19 protein-coding genes are annotated in these 19,216 nt (G+C 63.1%); 10 read left to right on the top strand and 9 right to left on the bottom strand.

The features are described from left to right. The first annotated feature begins 13 nt into the window (after nucleotides 1–13). Together D3878_RS15820 and D3878_RS15815 are read left to right on the top strand one after the other, a co-directional pair. The gene (locus tag D3878_RS15820) at nucleotides 14–2,278 is read left to right on the top strand and encodes a cyanophycin metabolism-associated ABC transporter (RefSeq protein ID WP_119786364.1); all 2,265 of its coding nucleotides are present in this window, start codon (nucleotides 14–16) and stop codon (nucleotides 2,276–2,278) included. Nucleotides 2,279–2,282: 4 nt separating this feature from the next. Next, nucleotides 2,283–2,750, top strand: a complete 468-nt coding sequence (locus D3878_RS15815) for a cyanophycin metabolism-associated DUF1854 family protein (RefSeq protein WP_119786363.1) — start codon at nucleotides 2,283–2,285, stop codon at nucleotides 2,748–2,750. Nucleotides 2,751–2,753: 3 nt separating this feature from the next. Here the strand turns inward: D3878_RS15815 and D3878_RS15810 are convergent, their stop codons facing one another. Further along, nucleotides 2,754–3,542 (bottom strand): metallophosphoesterase, encoded by a 789-nt coding sequence (locus D3878_RS15810; RefSeq protein ID WP_119786362.1) that lies wholly within the window; start codon nucleotides 3,540–3,542, stop codon nucleotides 2,754–2,756. A gap of 58 nt (nucleotides 3,543–3,600) precedes the next feature. Beyond that, nucleotides 3,601–4,941: a sialidase family protein gene (locus D3878_RS15805; RefSeq protein ID WP_119786361.1), complete on the bottom strand. Its 1,341-nt coding sequence runs from the start codon at nucleotides 4,939–4,941 to the stop codon at nucleotides 3,601–3,603. A 190-nt stretch (nucleotides 4,942–5,131) separates the two neighbouring features. Between D3878_RS15805 and D3878_RS15800 the strand changes: the two genes are divergently transcribed. The 5 genes from D3878_RS15800 (at nucleotide 5,132) to D3878_RS15785 (ending at nucleotide 8,581) form a co-directional block, all read left to right on the top strand. Next, on the top strand, nucleotides 5,132–6,064 hold the full coding sequence (locus D3878_RS15800) for an aldo/keto reductase (protein WP_119786360.1): 933 nt from the start codon (nucleotides 5,132–5,134) through the stop codon (nucleotides 6,062–6,064). After that, entirely contained in the window at nucleotides 6,064–6,627 is a 564-nt protein-coding gene (locus D3878_RS15795) for a DUF6064 family protein (RefSeq protein WP_199688180.1), read from the top strand. Before D3878_RS15800 ends, D3878_RS15795 begins: the two co-directional genes overlap by 1 nt. Then, on the top strand, nucleotides 6,509–6,769 hold the full coding sequence (locus tag D3878_RS24825; RefSeq protein ID WP_420799541.1) for a DUF6064 family protein: 261 nt from the start codon (nucleotides 6,509–6,511) through the stop codon (nucleotides 6,767–6,769). Before D3878_RS15795 ends, D3878_RS24825 begins: the two co-directional genes overlap by 119 nt. A gap of 167 nt (nucleotides 6,770–6,936) precedes the next feature. Then, a complete protein-coding gene (locus tag D3878_RS15790; RefSeq protein WP_119786359.1) occupies nucleotides 6,937–7,836 on the top strand; it encodes a DMT family transporter in 900 nt (299 codons plus the stop codon). 250 nt (nucleotides 7,837–8,086) lie between these two features. Then, a complete protein-coding gene (locus D3878_RS15785; protein ID WP_119786358.1) occupies nucleotides 8,087–8,581 on the top strand; it encodes a hypothetical protein in 495 nt (164 codons plus the stop codon). Here D3878_RS15785 and D3878_RS15780 read toward each other — a convergent pair. Further along, nucleotides 8,571–8,816, bottom strand: coding sequence for a hypothetical protein (locus D3878_RS15780; protein ID WP_119786357.1), 246 nt, complete (start codon nucleotides 8,814–8,816; stop codon nucleotides 8,571–8,573). The two genes, D3878_RS15785 and D3878_RS15780, sit on opposite strands and share 11 nt — an antisense overlap. A gap of 78 nt (nucleotides 8,817–8,894) precedes the next feature. After that, complete coding sequence (locus D3878_RS15775) at nucleotides 8,895–9,131, bottom strand: hypothetical protein (RefSeq protein ID WP_158592289.1); 237 nt, start codon at nucleotides 9,129–9,131, stop codon at nucleotides 8,895–8,897. A gap of 199 nt (nucleotides 9,132–9,330) precedes the next feature. Here D3878_RS15775 and D3878_RS15770 point away from each other — a divergent pair, with 199 nt between their 5' ends. Continuing rightward, on the top strand, nucleotides 9,331–9,747 hold the full coding sequence (locus D3878_RS15770; protein ID WP_119786355.1) for a PilZ domain-containing protein: 417 nt from the start codon (nucleotides 9,331–9,333) through the stop codon (nucleotides 9,745–9,747). A gap of 45 nt (nucleotides 9,748–9,792) precedes the next feature. Here the strand turns inward: D3878_RS15770 and D3878_RS15765 are convergent, their stop codons facing one another. Next, on the bottom strand, nucleotides 9,793–12,819 hold the full coding sequence (locus D3878_RS15765; protein ID WP_119786354.1) for an AsmA family protein: 3,027 nt from the start codon (nucleotides 12,817–12,819) through the stop codon (nucleotides 9,793–9,795). A 329-nt stretch (nucleotides 12,820–13,148) separates the two neighbouring features. Between D3878_RS15765 and D3878_RS15760 the strand changes: the two genes are divergently transcribed. Then, nucleotides 13,149–13,679, top strand: coding sequence for a hypothetical protein (locus D3878_RS15760; RefSeq protein WP_147383998.1), 531 nt, complete (start codon nucleotides 13,149–13,151; stop codon nucleotides 13,677–13,679). A gap of 55 nt (nucleotides 13,680–13,734) precedes the next feature. Here D3878_RS15760 and D3878_RS15755 read toward each other — a convergent pair whose 3' ends face one another. Both D3878_RS15755 and D3878_RS15750 read right to left on the bottom strand, forming a co-directional pair. Then, on the bottom strand, nucleotides 13,735–13,950 hold the full coding sequence (locus D3878_RS15755; protein ID WP_119786352.1) for a hypothetical protein: 216 nt from the start codon (nucleotides 13,948–13,950) through the stop codon (nucleotides 13,735–13,737). Nucleotides 13,951–13,986: 36 nt separating this feature from the next. Then, the gene (locus D3878_RS15750; protein WP_233556355.1) at nucleotides 13,987–15,180 is read right to left on the bottom strand and encodes a methyltransferase; all 1,194 of its coding nucleotides are present in this window, start codon (nucleotides 15,178–15,180) and stop codon (nucleotides 13,987–13,989) included. Between the two features lie 374 nt (nucleotides 15,181–15,554). On the opposite strand from D3878_RS15750, the gene D3878_RS15745 reads away from it, so the two are divergent. Further along, the gene (locus D3878_RS15745; RefSeq protein ID WP_119786350.1) at nucleotides 15,555–17,993 is read left to right on the top strand and encodes a penicillin-binding protein 1A; all 2,439 of its coding nucleotides are present in this window, start codon (nucleotides 15,555–15,557) and stop codon (nucleotides 17,991–17,993) included. A gap of 109 nt (nucleotides 17,994–18,102) precedes the next feature. Here the strand turns inward: D3878_RS15745 and pcaD are convergent, their stop codons facing one another. Beyond that, entirely contained in the window at nucleotides 18,103–18,882 is a 780-nt protein-coding gene (gene pcaD, locus D3878_RS15740; RefSeq protein WP_119786349.1) for a 3-oxoadipate enol-lactonase, read from the bottom strand. Between the two features lie 32 nt (nucleotides 18,883–18,914). Further along, entirely contained in the window at nucleotides 18,915–19,211 is a 297-nt protein-coding gene (locus D3878_RS15735; protein WP_119786348.1) for a YciI family protein, read from the bottom strand. Between the last annotated feature and the right edge of the window lie 5 nt (nucleotides 19,212–19,216).

The raw sequence follows: 19,216 nt of genomic DNA, 5'->3' as shown, positions 1-19,216 counted from the left end.
AAGCAATTCCAGAATGACAAGCCTATCCTCTGTATCCGATCTTTCCCGCAATGAACTTCCGCTCGAGTGGCGCTCCCGGGTGGCGACGCAGCTTGCTCCAGGAGAAAACGTCCTCGCCTGGGTTCAGGTTGACCTCGATGCGCGCCTGCACTTCAAAAAAGGTTTGCTGGCCCTGACCGAGCGCCGCCTGCTCACCCAGGCCCCGGGCGAAACCGGCTGGAGCAGCTGGCCCTTCCAGGCCGGCCTGGCCTTGCGCCACCAGGACCATGCCGGCGTTGGCCATCTGGAACTGGTCGACGCCAGCGGCTTGCTGGCCCGCTGGCGCTTCACCCTCGGACAAAACCTGCAGGCGATCCGCCTGGTCGACCAGTTCGACCTGCTGCAGACAAGTCATGTCTCCGGCCAGCCAATGGCGGAACCGGACGGCAATTTCTGCCCGAGCTGCAAGGCGCCGCTGGAACCCGACCAGGACGTCTGTCCGGTCTGCACCCGCGTCATCCACACGCCGCCGTCGACCTGGACCCTGCTGCGCCTGTGGCGCTTCGCCCGCCCCTACAAGGGCCAGTTGCTGGCCGGCTTCATCCTGACCATGCTCGGCACCGCCGCTTCCATGGTGCCGCCCTACCTGACAATCCCGCTGATGGATGACATCCTGATTCCGTATCAGAATGGCCAGAAAATCGATCCGTCGCTGGTGGGGCTGTATTTGTCGGGGCTGTTCGGCGCGGCGATCCTGGCCTGGGCCTTAAGCTGGGCCAAGACCTACATCCTGGCGCTGGTGTCGGAGCGCATCGGCGCCGACCTGCGCACCACCACCTACGAACACCTGCTGCGGCTGTCGCTGGAATACTTCGGCGGCAAGCGTACCGGCGACCTGATGTCGCGCATCGGCAGCGAAAGCGACCGCATCTGCGTATTCCTGTCGCTGCACCTGCTGGATTTCGCCACTGACGTGCTGATGATCGTGATGACGGCGACCATCCTGTTTTCGATCAACCCGTGGCTGGCGCTGGTGACGCTGTTGCCGCTGCCGATCATCGCCTGGATGATCCACGTCGTGCGCGACAAGCTGCGCACCGGCTTCGAAAAAATCGACCGGGTCTGGGGCGAGGTGACCAATGTGCTGGCCGATACCATCCCCGGCATCCGCGTGGTCAAGGCCTTTGCCCAGGAAAAGCGCGAAGCCGACCGCTTCCGCGAAGCCAACAAGCACAACCTGGCAGTCAACGACCGCCTGAACAAGACCTGGTCGCTGTTTTCACCGACCGTGTCGTTGCTGACCGAACTGGGCCTGCTGGTGGTGTGGGGCTTCGGCATCTGGCAGGTATCGAAGGGCGAGATCACGGTGGGCGTGCTGACCGCCTTCATCGCCTACATCAGCCGCTTTTACGGGCGCCTGGATTCGATGAGCCGCATCGTCTCGGTGACGCAGAAATCGGCCTCGGCCGCCAAGCGCATCTTCGATATTCTTGACCATGTCTCGAGCGTGCCGGAGCCGGCCAATCCGGTGCCGCTAAAGGAAGTCAAAGGCGGCATCGACATCGTCGATGTCGGTTTCCGCTATGGCAACCGGGCGGTCAACCGCGGCATCAACATCAGCATCAAGCCGGGCGAGATGGTCGGCCTGGTAGGCCACAGCGGCTCCGGCAAGAGCACCCTGGTCAACCTGATCTGCCGCTTCTACGATGTGGCTGAGGGCGCCATCAAGGTCGATGGCGTCGATATCCGCTCGTACGCGTTGGCCGATTACCGCCGCAACATCGGCCTGGTGCTGCAGGAACCCTTCCTGTTCTTCGGCACCATCGCCGAGAACATCGCCTACGGCATGCCGGACGCTTCTCGCGCCGAAATCATGGCGGCGGCGCGCGCCGCACACGCCCACGAATTCATCCTGCGCCTGCCGCAGGGCTATGATTCCATGGTCGGCGAACGCGGCCAAGGCCTGTCCGGTGGCGAGCGCCAGCGCATCTCGATTGCCCGTGCGCTTCTGATTAACCCGCGCATCCTGATCCTCGACGAGGCGACGTCCTCGGTCGATTCGGAGACGGAAAAGGAAATCCAGAAGGCGCTCGACAACCTGGTACAGGGGCGCACCACGATCGCGATTGCGCACCGCCTGTCGACGCTGCAGCGCGCCGACCGCCTGGTGGTGCTGGACCGCGGCCAGGTGGTCGAAGAGGGGCCCCACGAAGAATTGATGGCGCAAGAGGGCGCCTATTACCGGCTCTACCAGGCGCAGGCAAGGAATGCCGCCGAGATGGCGCTGCAGGGGGGATGAAGCAATGACCACTACCAATTTCACACTTGTCCGCAACCCATTCGGCCGCCTGGTCCTGACCCGCGATGGCGTTGTCCATGAAGGCGTGGTGCCGGTACGCGCCTTCCCGATCCAGGCACCGGACGATGGCATTGCCCTGGTCAATACCGACGGCGCCGAAGTAGCGTGGATCGAGCGCCTGTCGGACCTTGCGGAAGACACGCGCAGCCTGATCGCGGAAGAACTGGGCGGGCGCGAATTCATGCCGGAGATCGCCCGCATCGAGGCCGTCACCAGCTTCGCCACGCCCTGCACCTGGAACGTTGCCACCGATCGCGGGCCAACCAGTTTCGTGCTGCGCGGCGAAGAGGATATCCGCCGCATCGGCCAGGGTTCGCTCCTGATCACCGACAGCCACGGCATCCATTTCCTGGTGCGCGACCTGCCGGGACTGGACAAGCACAGCCGCAAAATCCTCGACCGCTTCCTGTAAAAGTTAGCCCACCTCGATTACCCGCTGCGGGTCGAACTCCGGGTTTTCCCAGGTCAGCTGATCTGGCGAAGCGGCCGCCAGCAGGTTAGTGGCATAGCCGCGCGGGTTGGTGACTATCCGGGTGCCGGCAATGGCATAGTCGAAGCTGTTGTGCACGTGCCCGTGGATCCACAGGTCGGCGCGTCCCATCAGGGGCGTGAGGTCGCTGACGAAGGCGGCATTGATGATCGAGCCGGCAAAGCGCGCATGCACCGAATCCGGATGCGGGCCATGGTGGCTGATCACCACGGTCGGGCCGTCAAAGCTTTCGGCAAGCTGCCGTTCGAGCCAGTTGCGCGACGTCGCATGGATGCGCTGCGCATCCTGTGCAGAAAACACGCCCTCCCCAAAGCGGATCAGGCGGTGGTCGGGCAGCATGCCCTCGGCTGCCTGCATCGCTGCCGCCGGGTCGAACGGCGCCAACTGGTAATCGGTCCACAGGCAACAGCCGAGAAAGCGTACGCCGCCCAGCACCAGCGCATCCTGCTCCAGAAAATGCACATTGCTGCCGGCCGAGTGCCTGCGCAGCCTGCCGAGCAGCGCTTCATACTGCTCGTGATATGCCTCGTGGTTGCCATGCACATAGACGACCGGCATCGGCCAGTCGGCGAATGCCTCGATTGCCATGGCGCCGCGATGAATGTCGCCGGCAATCACCAGAACATCGGCATCTGCAGGTTCGATGATGCGGTAATCGGGAAACTGCTTTTCAAGGAATTCATAGTGCAGGTCGGAAGCGATCTGGATTTTCATGCGTTTCTGGATAGTTGTCTTGAAAGGGCCTGCTGCAGAGTGCGAATCACAAGGGATTTTACCGGATTGCCTGTCGGTCCCATTCGCCACGCATCAGCCATACCCGGCTGCGTTCATTGTGCTTCAGGCTGCTGTTGACGGCCGCGATGGCGCCAGCGGCATTGACTGCCAGTTTTTTCGTCAGCAAGCCCTGCTGGCTGCCGTTGGCGCCACCCGCCGGATCAACGCTGCCGGGCACCATTGCCGGCGCCGTGAAAGTCTTGCCGCCATTGCTCGAAACGGCAAACGCCAGTCCGCGCGGCGCCGCGCCCGGGGCGGGAAACATTTCCCAGATCACGAACAGTCTGCCCTGCGCATCGATGGCCAGCGCCGGATAGCCCGCGCCTGCCGGCGCATTCGCCGGGCGCGCCGAAATGACCTGCGGCGCGCCAAATGTTTTTCCGTGGTCGGCCGAGCGCGCATGACGGATATGATAGCGGCCGAACGGCCCGTTGCTGCTTTCCGCATAGACCACGTGCAGCGTGCCGCCGGGGTCAAGCGCAAGCTTGGGCGCATCTGCATGGCCTTTGCCGGCACCGACCCGTTGCGGCTGGCCGAAGGTGTTGCCGCCATCGCCCGATCTGGCTACCCGGATATCGGCGGCCGGGTCTTCACCGACAGTCCAGGCAAGGTACACGGTTTGCCCGGGGCCGGGCGCCAGTGAAGGTGCGCGCGCAGGCTGCAGCGGACCGCCGGTGATGCTGCGCGGATGCGAAAAGTTTTTGCCGCCATCGGTGGAGCGCGCAAACCAAAGCTTGCCCTCGTACTCGGTCCAGGCGACGTACAGGATGCCATTGCCGTCCATCGCCAGGTCGAGGCTGCCATTGGACCAGACATCGCGGTTGAGGCGGCCCTTGCCGTCACCGGCCATGGAAGCCGACAGGTTGCGCGGTGCGGAAAAGGATTTGCCTGCATCCTCCGAGTAAGCGAAAAGAATGTCGCCGCCGTGCGAGCCGCCGGAAAAGATGATTTCCTGCCAGAGGATGTAAATTCTTTTGGTATCCTCCGGCGCGACGACAAGGCGCGGCAGCCAGGAAAAAGTCGCAGGATTTCTGGAAACGTTGACCGGCACATCCTGCCTGGTGCCGTCTCTCGAAATGTTTTGAAAAAATACATCCTTGCGCTGTTGATCGATCCAGATTACGGCCATATCGCCCGAAGCGTGGATCGCCACTGCCGGATCATCGACATAGTCATAAGCGGAGTCATTCTGCCGCCACGGACCTTTGTCGCCGCGGCCCGCGGCTATTTCAATCACGCCATGCCATCTGACCTGCGCGGGAACATTCGTCGGCGTCACAACAGCAGCAAGCAGCAGAAAAAACACCACGATCGATGAAGGGGAGATTCGCGTATGCATGGTGATTGTTTCCTCTTGCCTGGCTGCTGCACTGTGCTGATCATTTGACCAGGACGCCCGGCATTTGTGCCGATTGCAGCAGGCGAGGCAGCTTGCCATTCCTTCAAGCCGTCAATCTGCGCTCGTTTTATACTGGCATGAATTGGTTTCTTCCTCAGGCATGCCGTTGCAACTGCTCAGGAGTATTTGCATGAAGAAATACCCATCGTGCCGCCGCCGTCAATTGCTGCAATCGATACTGGCCCTTGGCGCCGCTTGCCTGCTGCCTGCACGTGCCGGCATGGCGCAGCCGCGTGCGTTGCTGACCCGGCCGATTCCGTCGTCCGGCGAAGCACTGCCAGTCGTCGGCCTGGGCAGCTGGATTACTTTCAATGTCGGCAACGACCGCGATGCCCGCGCCGCATGCATGGAAGTCATGCGGCATTTCTTCGCCGCGGGCGGGCGCCTGATCGATTCCTCGCCGATGTATGGCTCGGCGCAGGAAGTCATCGGCGACGGACTGCAGAAGCTCGGCAAGCCGGCCCGGCTATTCTCGGCGGCCAAGGTCTGGATTGGCTCGGGCGCGCGCGGCCCGCAGCAGATCGAAGCCTCGCGGCGCCTCTGGGGCAGTGCGCAATTCGACCTGCTGCAGGTGCATAACCTGCTGGCTTGGGAAGAGCATTTGCCGACGCTGTTTACAATGAAGCAGGCAGGGCGGCTGCGTTATGTCGGCATTACCACTTCCGAAGGGCGGCGCCATGCCGAATTCGCGCGGATCATGCAAAGCCAGCCGCTCGATTTCGTGCAAGTCACCTACAATATCCTCGATCGCGAAGTGGAAAATCGCATCCTGCCGCTGGCGCGCGAACGCGGCATCGCGGTGATCGCCAACCGGCCGTTCCGGCAGGGCGTGCTGATCGATGCAGTCAGCCGCCATCCGCTGCCTCCCTGGGCCGCCGAAATCGATTGTGCGAACTGGGCGCAATTCCTGCTCAAGTTCATCGTTTCGCACCCCGCGATCACCTGCGCGATTCCGGCCACCTCGAATGTCGCGCATGTGCGCGAAAACATGGGAGCCGCCAGTGGCCGCTTGCCCGATGCGGCGATGCTGCGGCGCATGATCGCCCATGTCGAGAAGTTGTGATGGTTGAATGGTGGGCGGAATGGTCGGCATACACGCTGGCGGACTTGCTGATGTTCTCGCCGCACATCTACTATCGCCTGTTCGAGCAGTATAACGTCGACATCTGGCCCGGTCAGTTGATTGCCGCTGCACTGGGCCTGGCCATCCTTGTCTGCGCGCTGCGGCCAGGCGCAGCAGGTGCAAGGGCCGCCGCCGGGATGCTGGCGGCATGCTGGCTCTGGGTCGGCTGGGCATTCCTTGCCAGGCGCTATGCGCCGATCAACTGGGCCGCCGATTACTTTGCGCTTGGCTTCGCCATCGAAGCGCTGCTGCTTTTCTGGACGGGCACGGCTCGCGTTGCGGGCGTCGCCCCCTTTCGTTGGCCGCGCCGGTCTGGGGATTTTGGGGTTTGCCTTGCTTGCCTACCCGTTACTTGCGCCCGTCAGCGGCCGGCCATGGCGGCAAATGGAAATGTTCGGCCTGGCGCCAGACCCGACCGCAGTGGCGACTCTGGGCCTGCTGTTATGCACTTCCCGTGTGCCGTGGCTGTTGTTGGCGCTTCCGTTATTATGGTGCGCGATTAGCGGCGCGACGCTTTTCACCATGGGGGCACCGGATGCGTGGGTCGCGCCGGCAACCGCATTGCTGGCCCTGTTGCTGACGATCTGGAAGACTCTCCTTGGGCGGCCCACCGTACTGCCCGGGCAAGGGGCAAACCGCGCATGATAACTGTCGCGGAATTGCGCAAAGCATCATGACGACATGACACCCCCCTCTGGGCGCCCCCTGACATGTCATTCGCCTGCCGCTGAAATCAGGTATCCTCTCACGCTTTGTCACCGGTCCTTCTACAAGAGGACTCCCTGCCTGCTGTCATCCGTTTTTCCTGCCGCATGAATCATCCTCTGAACCTCACCACCATCCTGTTGTTGCTCATTCCGCCGTTCCTGTGGGCCGGCAATGCGATCGCAGGACGCATGATGAGCACCCTGGCATCGCCATTCACCGTCAACTTCGTACGCTGGTCGATCGCGCTGTTGATCCTGCTGCCGCTGGGGCACTCGGTGCTGCGCCGCGACAGCGGCCTGTGGCCGCACTGGAAGCGCTTTGTCATCCTCGGCCTGCTGGGCACCGGCCTGTACAACGCGCTGCTGTACCTGGCGCTGCACACTTCGTCACCCATCAATGTCACCCTGGTCGGCGCCAGCATGCCGATCTTCATGATGGCGATCGGCCGCCTGTTCTTCCATACGAAATTCTCCGGCAAGCAGATTGCCGGCGCCTTGCTGTCGATTGTCGGCGTCGTGCTGGTGCTGTGCCGCGGCGACTGGCATGCCCTGCTGACGTTGCGCCTGGTACCCGGCGACATGATCATGATCGCCGCCACCATCATCTGGTCGGTGTATAGCTGGTTGCTGGCACATCCCACCGAGCCTGCGGCGATTCGCCGGAACTGGACCGGCTTCCTGTTGGCGCAGGTCATGTTCGGCGCCGCCTGGTCGGGCCTGTTTGCCGCCGGCGAATGGGCGGTGGGCCAGCCGCAGTTCAACTGGGGATGGACGCTGGGGCTGGCGCTGCTGTATGTCTCGACTGCACCGGCGATCATTGCCCTCGGCTGCTGGAACGCCGGCGTGGCCCGGGTCGGACCAAACATCGCGGCATTTTTCTCCAACCTGATTCCGTTGTTTACTGCGCTGATGTCTGCGGCCATCCTTGGCGAGATGCCCCAGCTTTACCACGGCGCGGCATTCCTGCTGATCGTCGGTGGCATCGTGCTGTCGTCGCGCCGCTGATACGTCCCGCCTTTCCGGCAGGCTGGCCCGCAGATTTCCGTCTGCGGGCTTTTTTATGGCGCCCGTCGACTTTACGCAACGCAGAAGCCTTGTTATTTTTTTGACGCAGACTAAAAATTTAATTGAGTTGTGTCATTATTTGCGAAAGCCTGGCATGGCAAATACAGCCGTATGAATACAACCGTATTTTTCCTGAATGGCCCGCTTCCCGGATAGCCGCTACCCGCCATGAAAGCGACAGGATGTGCGCATGAATCTGACTGAATGCCCGTTTTGCTACGCCCCCATCCATCCCCTTGCGGATGGCACTTGCCCGGCCTGTCGCAAGAATACCCGGACCGCGCCACCGGAAAATTTCCAGTACACCGCAGCCGAACTGTCGGCCGACCAGGACTTTCCGGCATGCTGCATATTGTGCGGGCAGGACACGGAAAACATCGAGTTATTCGTGTTCAGCTACGATTCGCATCTGGGTGACCGGCTGGACGATGCTGCTTACTTCGCTTTCCTGATGTTCTCGGTGCTGACTGTCGGCCTGGGTCTTTTCCTGTTGCCGCTCTACCGGCGCCGGCTGCGTAACTACCGGCAGATGACGTACGCCATCAACCTGCCGTTCTGCCCCGCCTGTCTGCCCGCCAAACCGGCGTATGCGCCCATCACGATCGAAGGCAGCACCTACCACTTCAAGGTACACAAGAGTTTCAAGGCGAAATTGCCCCCGGCGGCGCGGGGATCTATTCGCTAAGCGCCGCCGCGCCTTCCAGAGGCCGGGAGGCGTGCTTCCATACCGCGTCCGGCTCGCTGCGTGCGATATCGCGCTCCCAGGCGGTGCGGCAGGCATGGCAGACGTAATACTCGGCCAGGCCGGTGGCCTTTTCCCAGAAATTGATGCCAGTCTCGGAGTAAAGCAGCAGGTTGGCGTGCGGGGCTATAGTGACGGGCGCGCCTTCCAGGGCAATGCAGGCAGGACATGCGGACATGGCGTTCTCCTTGTCGTCACTGGCGTTGGCGGAACGTTTACGGGACGTGTGCGAGGCGTTGGCGCGCGACGTAGCAGGCTAGCCGGCGGCCGGCTTGTCTACCTTCATCGCGCGCGCGAATGCGGCTTTTGCCTGACCGTATTCCAGTTCGGCTGCCCGGTATTCGGCTTCCAGCACCAGCGCGGCATCGCTGTCAAGCTGCTGTATGCTCGCTTGCCCGACTTGCAACAGGTGTTGTCGCTTGTTGAATACGTCCTTGGCCAGGCGCGCGAGTATTTCTTCCCGTGTAGGTTCCATTGTTCTTTGCAGGTTCATGATTTATAGCCCGTAGGACATTGTCGAAACTGCTTTGTTCAACAAAGTTCCGCTTTTTCTGCTGGCTCGCGCCAGCTGCTTCACGCCAATTGCACCACAGTTTGTTAAAGACTGTGTCGCAATTGACGCTTTGTGGCGCTGCAAATAGACAGTGGCAATTTCTGTTCGTACACTGGGTTAAAAAAGGGGGAGACGACCCATGCCTGACAAAACCAATATATCAACGGCAAACCGGCGCGAATTCATCCGTGTCATCCCCGATCGCCTGGCGCCGGTGCGCGTGGATATCAATGGCGAAGGCTTCATCGAAGTCACCAATGCCGTCGATATCAGCGAAGGCGGCATCCGCATCAGCGTCAGGCACCGCTTCACCGGTTGTCATGTCGATTTGCCGGCTGCGGTGATCATCTACCTGCCACCGCCGATCGCCAGGCATTTCAGCGCCCGTGGCCGCATCCGCCACGTGCTGGGAGATTCCTTCGGCGTCCAGTTCATCAGCCTGAATCCTATAGACCGTGCCCTGGTGCGCGATTACGTCGAGCGTGCCGTCAAAAAAGAAGCTCCAGCAGGGAATTTTTTTGGCCTATTCCGCAAGATGTTCGGCCTGGCGCCATGAGGGGCCGGCCGCATCCGTCGCCGCCCGTCTCCGCCACTGAACCGGCTAGCGACTGAATTGCGGTGCCGCCAACGTACCTGATACGCTCAGGCTGGTGCGTGCCTGGCGCGATGCGGTACGCAAATCGACCGCGAAATGGCCATTCAACTTGCCGTTGGGATCGGCTGCCGCATCGCCGGCGGCCGACAGCAATCCCGCCGCAAGGCGCATCCGCGATAACTGGGTCTTGCCGTCGGTCAGCGCAAACTCGCCGCTCACTTCATTGAATGAGGATTTACCGGTGCCGGCCTGACCCATGACAAGGCTGGCCATGTCGACCCCCAGCAAGACGGTATTGCCGATGTTGAAGCTGCCCCGCGCTTGCGGCGCGGCGAACAACTTGCCGGCCTCGCCGGCTTGCATCGCGTATCTGAAACTACCATCCAGTGCACCGCCTTGCAGCAATGCCGGCATCAGTTTGGCCGCATCGAGCTGCCGGGCCTGCGCTTCCCCCTTCAGGCTCCAGCCATCCTTCCAGCCCAGCACCCCCGTGCCGCTGACCGTACCATCGTACAGAACCCCGGTGAATTTGCTCACTTCCAGCGCCTGCGGCCGGACGCGTCCACTGGCATTGAATGTATCGAAGGCCAGCGCGCCACCGAATGGCAGGACCAGCTGCCGCGCCGTCAGTTCGAAGCGCAACACGCCGTCCGCGCGCTGCAACTCGAGGCGGGTGTTTTCACCTGTCGCATCCAGCACGATCTTGCGCCAGCCGCCATCCGCGCCGATCTCGGCATCAGCATTGAAGAGCGGCAGTCGCACATGCTGCGAGCGCAACTGCACATCGCTGGCGCTCAACGACGCCAACTGCCCTGCAGAATTTGGCGTTGGTCCAAACAGCAGCCAGCCCAGACCCTCGTCATTGACGACGGGTGACAACAGCGCGAGCGACTGAAATTGCAGCGACTCGGAGAACAGACTGCCGAGTTCGGCGCCGGCATCGACTTGGCGGACGGCGATCTGCCCCTCGGTGCCAATGACGACCTGCTGCAGGCGCCAGTGCGGACGCGGGAACAATGCCAGATTGAGACTGCCGATTTTGACCGGTTGACGGAACTGGGCACTGGCGACCTGTTCCAGCTGCGCCAGACGACCGTTGAACGGGACCACATGCAGCACACCCAGACCGGCCGCGGCCAGCACGATCAGCGCCAACACCGCGAGACGTGCCAGCTTGCCGAAATTGGCGGGCAATACCAGCTGCTTGCCGCCCTCGTCCGACAGCATCGCCTGTTCTGCGCCACTGGCATCTTGCTGCGCCTGTTTTTCCGCTGCCTTTTCCGCTGCCTTTTCCGCTGCCTTTTCCACCTTCCTGCGCGCGGCGTCCTCAGCTTTCAGGCGCGCCGCTTCCGCCGCAGCCTGCTGCTCCTGCTCCTTGGCTGCGCGCCGGGCCTGCAACTCGGCTTCCTTGCGGGCCTTCGCCTCGGCCGCCAGCTGGACCTTTTGTTCGGCATCGCGCCGGGCCTTTTCACCGGCCTCGCGCTTCGCCTGTTCGCGGGCTTCCTGCCTGGCCTTCGCCTCGGCTTCTTTCCTGGCCTTTTCTTCGGCCTTTTGCCGCGCCTTTTCCTCGGCCTTGATGCGTGCAGCTTCCTCGGCTGCCTTCCTGGCGCGCTCCTGCTCTTCCTTTTTCGCCTGCGCCTCCGCCTCACGCCGCGCTTTTTCCTCGGCTGCCAGGCGGGCCTGTTCTTCGGATCGCAAGCGCTTCTGCTCTTCGGCTTCGCGCCGCGCCTGTTCCTCGGCGAGCCTGTGCGCCTGTGCTTCGGCTTCGCGGCGGGCCTGCTCTTCGGCTGCCAGCCGCGCTTCTTCCTCGGCGCGCACGCGCGCCTGATGCTCGGCTTCAGCCCTGGCTTGCGCTTGCGCCTCGCGCTGCGCCAGCTCTTCGGCGACCCGGCGGGCCGCCTCCCTGGCCTTGATGCGCGCCTGTTCCTGGGCTTCCCGCTTTGCCTGTTCCTCAGCCAGCTTGCGAGCCTGCTCTTCGGCCGCTCTCCTTGCGTGCGCTTGGGCTTCTTCCTGCGCGCGTGCCTCTACTGCCAGCCGCGCCACTTCCTCGGCGCGCACGCGCGCCTGATGCTCGGCTTCCGCCCGGGCTTGCGCTTGCGCCTCACGCTGCGCCTGCTCCTGAGCTTCCCGCGCTGCCTGCGCCTGAGCATCCCGTTGCGCCTGCTCCCGGGCTTCGTGATCGGCCCGCTCCTCGGCCAACTTGCGGGCCTGTTCCTCGGCCTCTCTCCTGGCGTGCGCTTCCGCTTCTGTCCGCGCGCGTGCCTCGGCTGCCAGCCGCGCTTCTTCCTCGGCGCGCACTTGCGCCTGACGCTCGGCTTCCGCCTTGGCCCGCGCCTCACGCTGCGCCTGCTCTGCCGCCGCCCGTCGGGCCGAGTCTTCCGCTTCGCGGCGCGCGCGCTCTTGCGCCTCCCGCCGGGCGGTTTCTTCGGCGGCGCGACGTGCTTCCTGTTCCGCCTTGATGCGGGATTGTTGTTCGGCTTCCTTGCGAGTGCGCTCGTCAGCTTCGCGGCGCGCCTGCTCTTCCGCTGCAGCAGCCTGCTGCTGTACTTGCAAGGTTATGCGGCGGGCCTCTTCCTCGATGGCCCGGCGCGTTTCGTCCACTTGTGCCGCTACCTTTTCACGCGCGATTTGCGCGGCAGCGGTGTCGGACTGCGACAGATTTTTGAAATCCAGGCTGGCGCCCGGCGCCGGCGGCTGTTCCATGGCACGGAAAAAATCGCCGATGGTCAGCTGGCTATTGGCGGCTTCGATCCTGGCGGGCCTGGTCAAGCCGAACCCGGTGTCTGCGCCGGAACCGCCACCGACTGGCGCGGCCGAGGCAAATTCGCGGATGTAATCCTCCGCCAGCAACTGGTTGATGGCGGCTTGCAGCTTGCTCTCTTCCGTGCCGATCTGCGCCAGCAGGTCGCCCAGGCTCGCCTTGCCGTCGATTTCCTTGAGAATCTTGCGCTGCTCGCGTGACAGGTTCTTGGTCTTGCCAAGGGTCTCCCCCAGACCCTTGGCCGTTTTGGTAAAAATGGTGAAGTTATCCATGCCGCCTCAAAAGATAAAACCCGTCACGCGATCCGGCCTGCCTCATGCACGGGCCCTGGTCTGTATGTCCAGCGTTCCGCCGACACTTGCTTTCCAACAAATGTTGCAGATTATCACCATCAACGTCAATCGCAAACGCCGATTGCCGCGGAGTTTCGACGCCAACTGTTAAATCCGTACAGCCGGCACCACACTCCATTGCAAAAAAATTACCCCGGCGCCTTTGCGTTTTGACAGACGGGGCCGCTGGCGCCGGAAATTTCGCTTTGCCTGCAGAATTTTTTCATCCTTGCATGGTCAACTTAATGTTTTGGCATTTATTTCACAACATGGCACTTGTGAGCATTTCCGACGCGGCAAAACTGGTGCGCAAGGCGCGCGCTACCCTGACGCGCGACATCGAAAATGGCCACCTGACAAAAACGGTGTTACAGGATGGGGATATCCGCATCGATACGGCGGAATTGCTGCGTGCTTATGGCCGTCTGCACAATCCGCAGGCAGCCCCCAAGGAAACCCGCAGAATTACTGGCGACAAGACCAAGATCGCGCTGCTGGAAGAGCGCAACCGGTCGCTGGAGCGGGTGATCGTGCTGGAAGCCGAGCTGCGGCGGATAAAAGACCAGGTGACGAACGAATTGCGGGCGCGGCTGGCCGACAAGGATCATCTGATCAAAATACTCGAAAGCAAGGTCATGTTCCTCGAGTACGACAAGCAGACGCGCCAGGTACCGACACTGGAGCCGGAGCAGCCTGCGCCCGCCCGGCCCACCGCATCCTCCCCGCCTGCTGCTACGGAACGGCGCCGCCGGCGGGCAGGCCGGGGCGGCTGGTGGCGAAGCATCTTTGGCAGTGAGTGAGTACTGGCGGCGCGATTAACAAGATCCAGCAGGATCCCGCAGCATTAAAGCGGAATCAATGATGGTGGTGCGACCACGCGCCGTCCGGCGAGGCCAGAAATGATTCGACCGCATCCTTGCTGCCGGTGGCATGGCGCAGCACTTCGCCGCAGGTGCAAATGCCCTGGTAGGGCTGGATATGCGAACAGGCCGAGACCTTTTGAAGATAAACGGTGACCGGCTTGGCGCAGCTCTTGCACTTGAAGGTCAGGGTACGCGCGGGTTTGCTCATGGTGCTCCTCAGCTATTATGAATATGTTACGGACGCTCAGGCTGTTGCTTGCTTGTGTTTCAGGCGCCATAAGGACGTGACCTCGGCGGCGCGGGCTGCGTGCAGCGCATCGTCGGCGTCGCTGGCCTTCGGGTGGGTCGGCCGCGCATCCCGCTTGCCGGCGACTTCCAGGCCTGCGGCGTCGATCAGCGCCCGCAATTGCTCGCGCGTGCGCAAGCCAAGGTGCTCGGCCAGGTCGGAGAGGATCAGCCAGGCTTCGCCACCCGGCGCCAGGTGCGCCGCCAGGCCTTCCAGGAAGCCGCGCAGCATGCGGCTGTCGGGGTCGTACACGGCTTGTTCGATCATGGAACTGGGACGCGCCGGCAGCCAGGGCGGATTGCACACCACCAACGGCGCGCGCCCCTCGGGAAAGAGATCGGCCTCGACCACCTGTACCCGATCGGACAAATTCAGCCGCGCCAGGTTGTCGCGCGCGCAAGCCAGAGCGCGCGGCGCGCAGTCGGTGGCGATGACATGCTCGATGCCGCGCTGCGCCAGCAGCGCCGCCAGCACGCCCGTGCCGGTGCCGATATCGAAGGCCAGCGACTCCGCCCCTGGCGGCAGCGGCGCCTTGGCCACCAGGTCGATGTATTCGCCGCGCACCGGTGAAAACACGCCGTAATGCGGATGGATGCGCGCGCCCAGCGCCGGGATCTCGACGCCTTTCTTGCGCCACTCATGGGCGCCGATGATCCCCTGCAGTTCGCGCAGCGATGCCACGAATGGCGCGGCATTGTCGCCATACGCCTCGCGGCAGGCTTGCCGCACGTCGGGGGCGCGCCGCAGCGGGATGCCATAATCGGCATCGAAGGGCAGCAGCAGCATCGACAACACGCGGGCGCGCTGGGCCTGCGCCTGACGGTGCAGATGAAAGGCTTCGGCGGGGCTGGCCGCCTTGCCCGACTTGTCCACCTTGCCCGACTTGCGGCGGCCCTTGCCGTCGACGCGGCGCGCCAGCGCCTGCAGCAATTGGCGCGCATTCTGGAAATCGCCGCGCCACAGGATCGCCGTGCCTTCGCACGCCAGGCGGTAGGCGGTATCGGCCGCCAGCGTATCGTCGCCGATGACGACGCGCTTCGGCGGCGCCGCGCCGGCTTCGGCGCGCCAGCTGGCCGAACGGGCTTCGTCCGACTCGGTCCAGTGAATCATGGGCGACTGGTCGGCGGCGCCGGCAGAAATATTTTGCGGCATGGAGGGGGAGGATGGCATGAAGGGCAAGAGAAATCAGGCGGCAGGCGGCGATGCGCAGACCGACGCCAATGGCGCAAAGACGGCATTTAAACATAGAACGGGCCAGAGCAGGTCAGCGCCGCCGGCGCCGGACGGGTAAATATTTCGTGGTGACCAAGCAACTTTTCAAAGGAATGCTTGCCTAAACCCATCATCACCCCGCAAACCAGCCGCGATGGCACAATGCCTTCGTTACAAAAAGTAATCGAAATACCGGCGGGATGCCTTCCCTGTTAGAGTTTTACCCGGTTGCTATATTGTTCACCAATTTGCAATGGCCTGCCGCGCTTGCGCGGCGCAGCGGCTTGCAGCCCTTGCAGACGCCTTGATCATTTATGAAATCATCCAAATCTTCCAAGCCTTCGTCATCCTTGAAATCGCCAAAATCGGCTAAAGCCGCGAAACCAGGCGCACGCCCGGGGCGCTGGCGTCTGGGTGGATTCATCCTCGCGTCACTGCTGGTCGTGCTGGTCCTGGGCGGCTTGCTGGCAACCTACGCCCTGGTTCTGGTGGGACCGACCCTGCCCAAGCTGGACGCATTGACCGATTACCGTCCGAAGATACCGCTGCGGGTGTACACCGCGGACAATGTCCTGATCGGTGAATTCGGCGAAGAGCGGCGCGAATTCGTGCCGATCAAGCAAATGCCGACGCACATGACCCGGGCACTGCTGGCAATCGAGGACGAGAATTTTTATCGCCACGACGGCGTCGACTACAAGGGCGTGCTGCGCGCCGCCCTGTCCAACATCGTCAGCGGCGGCAACGGCCAGGGCGCGTCCACCATCACCATGCAGGTGGCACGCAATTTTTTCCTGACGCGGGAAAAATCTTATACACGCAAGATCAACGAGATCATGCTGGCCTACAAGATTGAAAAGGAATTGTCCAAGGACCAGATCCTCGAGCTGTACATGAACCAGATCTACCTGGGCGAGCGCGCGTATGGCTTTGCCACGGCTGCCTATACCTATTTCGGCAAGCCGATCCGCGACATCAGCGCCGCCGAAGCAGCGATGCTGGCCGGCTTGCCGAAAGCGCCCTCGACCATGAATCCGGTGGTCAATCCCAAGCGCGCGCGGCAGCGCCAGCTGCATATCCTCAAGCGCATGCACGAGCTGAATTTCATCAGCGACGCCGAGTACCGCCAGGCGGCCGAGGAAAAGCTGGTGATACGCGGCAGTGCGCAGCGTTACGGTGCGCATGCCGAGTACGCCGCCGAACAGGTGCGCAAGTTCATGTTTGCGCAATTCAAGGAAGAGACCTATACCCGCGGCTTCAACGTCACCACCACCCTGTTGAAGGCCGACCAGGATGCGGCCTACGCGGCGCTGCGCCGCGGCGTACTGGATTATGACCGGCGCCACGGCTACCGCGGTCCGGAAGCCTTCATCAAGCTGCCCGCCGATGAAGAAGAACGCGACCAGGCAATCGCCGAAGCGCTGCTGAAATACCCGGACAGCGGCGAGCTGGAATCGGCGGTGGTGCTGGCGGCCTCGCCGAAGGTGGTGCGCGCGCAGATGCTCTCCGGCGAAGAAATCAACATTACCGGCGACGGCGTGCGTTTTGCCGCCGCCAAACTTGCGTCCAAGGCGGAAAATGGCGTTCGCGCCGGCGCCGTGATCCGCGTGATGCGCGACACCAGGCAGAAATGGACGATCGTCCAGTTGCCGGAAGTGGCGGCGGCGTTCGTTGCCCTGAATGCCCACGACGGCTCGTACCGGGCCCTGGTCGGCGGCTTCGATTTCGGCCTCAGCCAGTTCGACCACGTCAGCCAGGCCTGGCGCCAGCCGGGCTCGACCATCAAGCCGTTCGTCTATTCTGCCGCGCTGGAGAAAGGCATGTCGCCGGGCACCCTGATCAACGACGCGCCGCTGGAGACCGTCGACGCCAACGGCAAGTCATGGGCCCCGCAAAACGACAACGGCAGCTACGATGGCCCGGTGTCGATGCGCTACGGCCTGAAGCGCTCGAAGAACCTGGTGTCGATTCGCCTGCTGCAGCAAATCACGCCGCCGTATGCGCAGAATTATCTCGGCCGCTTCGGCTTCTCGCCCGACAAGCACCCGGACAACCTGACACTGGCGCTGGGCACCGGCTCGGTGACACCGCTGCAGATGGCTTCCGCCTATGCGGTGTTCGCCAACGGCGGCTACCAGCGCGAGCCTTACCTGATCGCCAGGATCACCGATGCGCGCGGCAACGTGCTGGCGCAAAAGCCGGCGGCCGGCAACGACAGCGAACGGGTGCTCGACGTGCGCAATGCCTATCTCATGGACAGCATGCTGCGCGACGCCGCCCATTCCGGCACGGCCGCCGCCGCCGGCCAGAAGCTGGGCCGCGCCGACCTGGCCGGCAAGACCGGCACCACCAACGATGCGCTGGACGGCTGGTTCGCCGGTTACGCCGGCGACGTGGTGGCAGTAGCCTGGATGGGTTACGACACGCCGAAATCGCTGGGCAACCGTGAATTCGGCAGCACGCTGGCGCTGCCGATCTGGGTCGATTACATGCGTGTGGCGCTGCGCGGCAAGCCGGACAGCATCCGCCCGGTGCCGGACGGACTGGTGCAAATCAATGGCGACCTGGCCTACCAGGAATTCGCCGAGCAGGGCGCGGTGCGCACGGTCGGCATGGAAGCGCGCGACCCCATCAGCAATTTATGGCACCGCCTGTTCGGCAGCAGCCCGACGCCGCCGGCCGGCGAAGTCAGGGAAAGGCCGCAGGCGGGGCGCCCCTCGCAACAACAGCAAACGCCGATTTCGCTGCCCTGAAAAAGCATCGCCCTTGCGTCGACGACGTCAAGGGCGATGCTTGGCCAAAGATACTTGGCCATGTCCAGGCGACGTCCCCGCGGCTGCGGGAACGCCATGCGGCGACAATTCAGGCGTGCAGGAATTCCAGCACGGTAGTGCTGAAGCGCTCCGGCTCCTGCAGGTTCGACAGGTGCGCACCAGCCAGTTCGACATACTGCGCGCCGGGGATCGATTCGGCGAGGTAACGGCCGTCGGACGGCGGCGTCGGCAAGTCGCCGGCACCAGAAATCACCAGGGTCGGCGCGGTGATCTTCTTGATCGTTTCACGGTAGTCGGCGTCGCGCACGGCGATGCAGTTGGCAGCATAGCCTTCGGCCGGAGTGGCCTTCAGCATGTCTTCCAGATATACCACCTGCTCGGGATGCTTTTCCGCATAGTCGGGTGTCAGCCAGCGCGACACCACCGCAGAAGCGATCGATGCCATGCCTTCCTGCTGCACCTTGGCGGCGCGCGTGGTCCAGTTGTCCGGCGGGCCGATCAGCGCCGCGGTATTGGAGAGCACCAGGCGCTCGATGCGCTCCGGATGCGCGGAAGCCAGCCACATGCCGGTGATGCCGCCCATCGACAGGCCGCAGTAACTGGCTTTTTGGATGCCGAGGTGATCGAGCAGGCCGAGTACGTCGGCGCCCAGCTGGGGAATCGAATACGGCCCTGGCGTGACCTGCGACTGGCCGTGGCCGCGGGTGTCGTAGCGCAACAGGCGGAAACGCGCGGACAGGGCTTGCACCTGCGGCGCCCACATGTCGAGGGTGGTGCCGAGTGAATTGGACATCACCAGCACGGGATTTTTTTCATCGCCGTCGAGCTGGTAATGAATGCTGACGTCGGCGAGCTTGGCTTGGGGCATAGGTATCTCTGGAAAGGAAATGGGACGACGCGTTACAGGCAGCACTGGCCGGCAAGGTAAGCCTTGCGCCAGCGCACGACGCGCACTTCGCGGAACAGGTCGGCGCGGGAAAACGGATCGGCGGCGATGAATGCTTCCGCTTCGGCGCGGGTATCCACATCGACGATGTAGATGCCGCCGCCGGCGTCGCTGCCGTCGTCATTGAGTTTGGCGCCGCAGGCCAGCAATTTGCCGGCGTGCGCGGCCAGATACGCCAGGTGCTCGTCGCGGGTCTGCTTGCGCAATTCCTGGCGGTTCGGCTTGTCCCAGGTTTCGATCATGTATGGCATGACGC

The organism is Noviherbaspirillum sedimenti, assembly GCF_003590835.1.
In the GTDB taxonomy this organism is placed as follows: Bacteria; Pseudomonadota; Gammaproteobacteria; order Burkholderiales; family Burkholderiaceae_D; genus Paucimonas; species Paucimonas sedimenti.
Note: the sequence above shows the minus strand (reverse complement) of the source record. Positions and strands in the feature narration are given on the sequence as shown.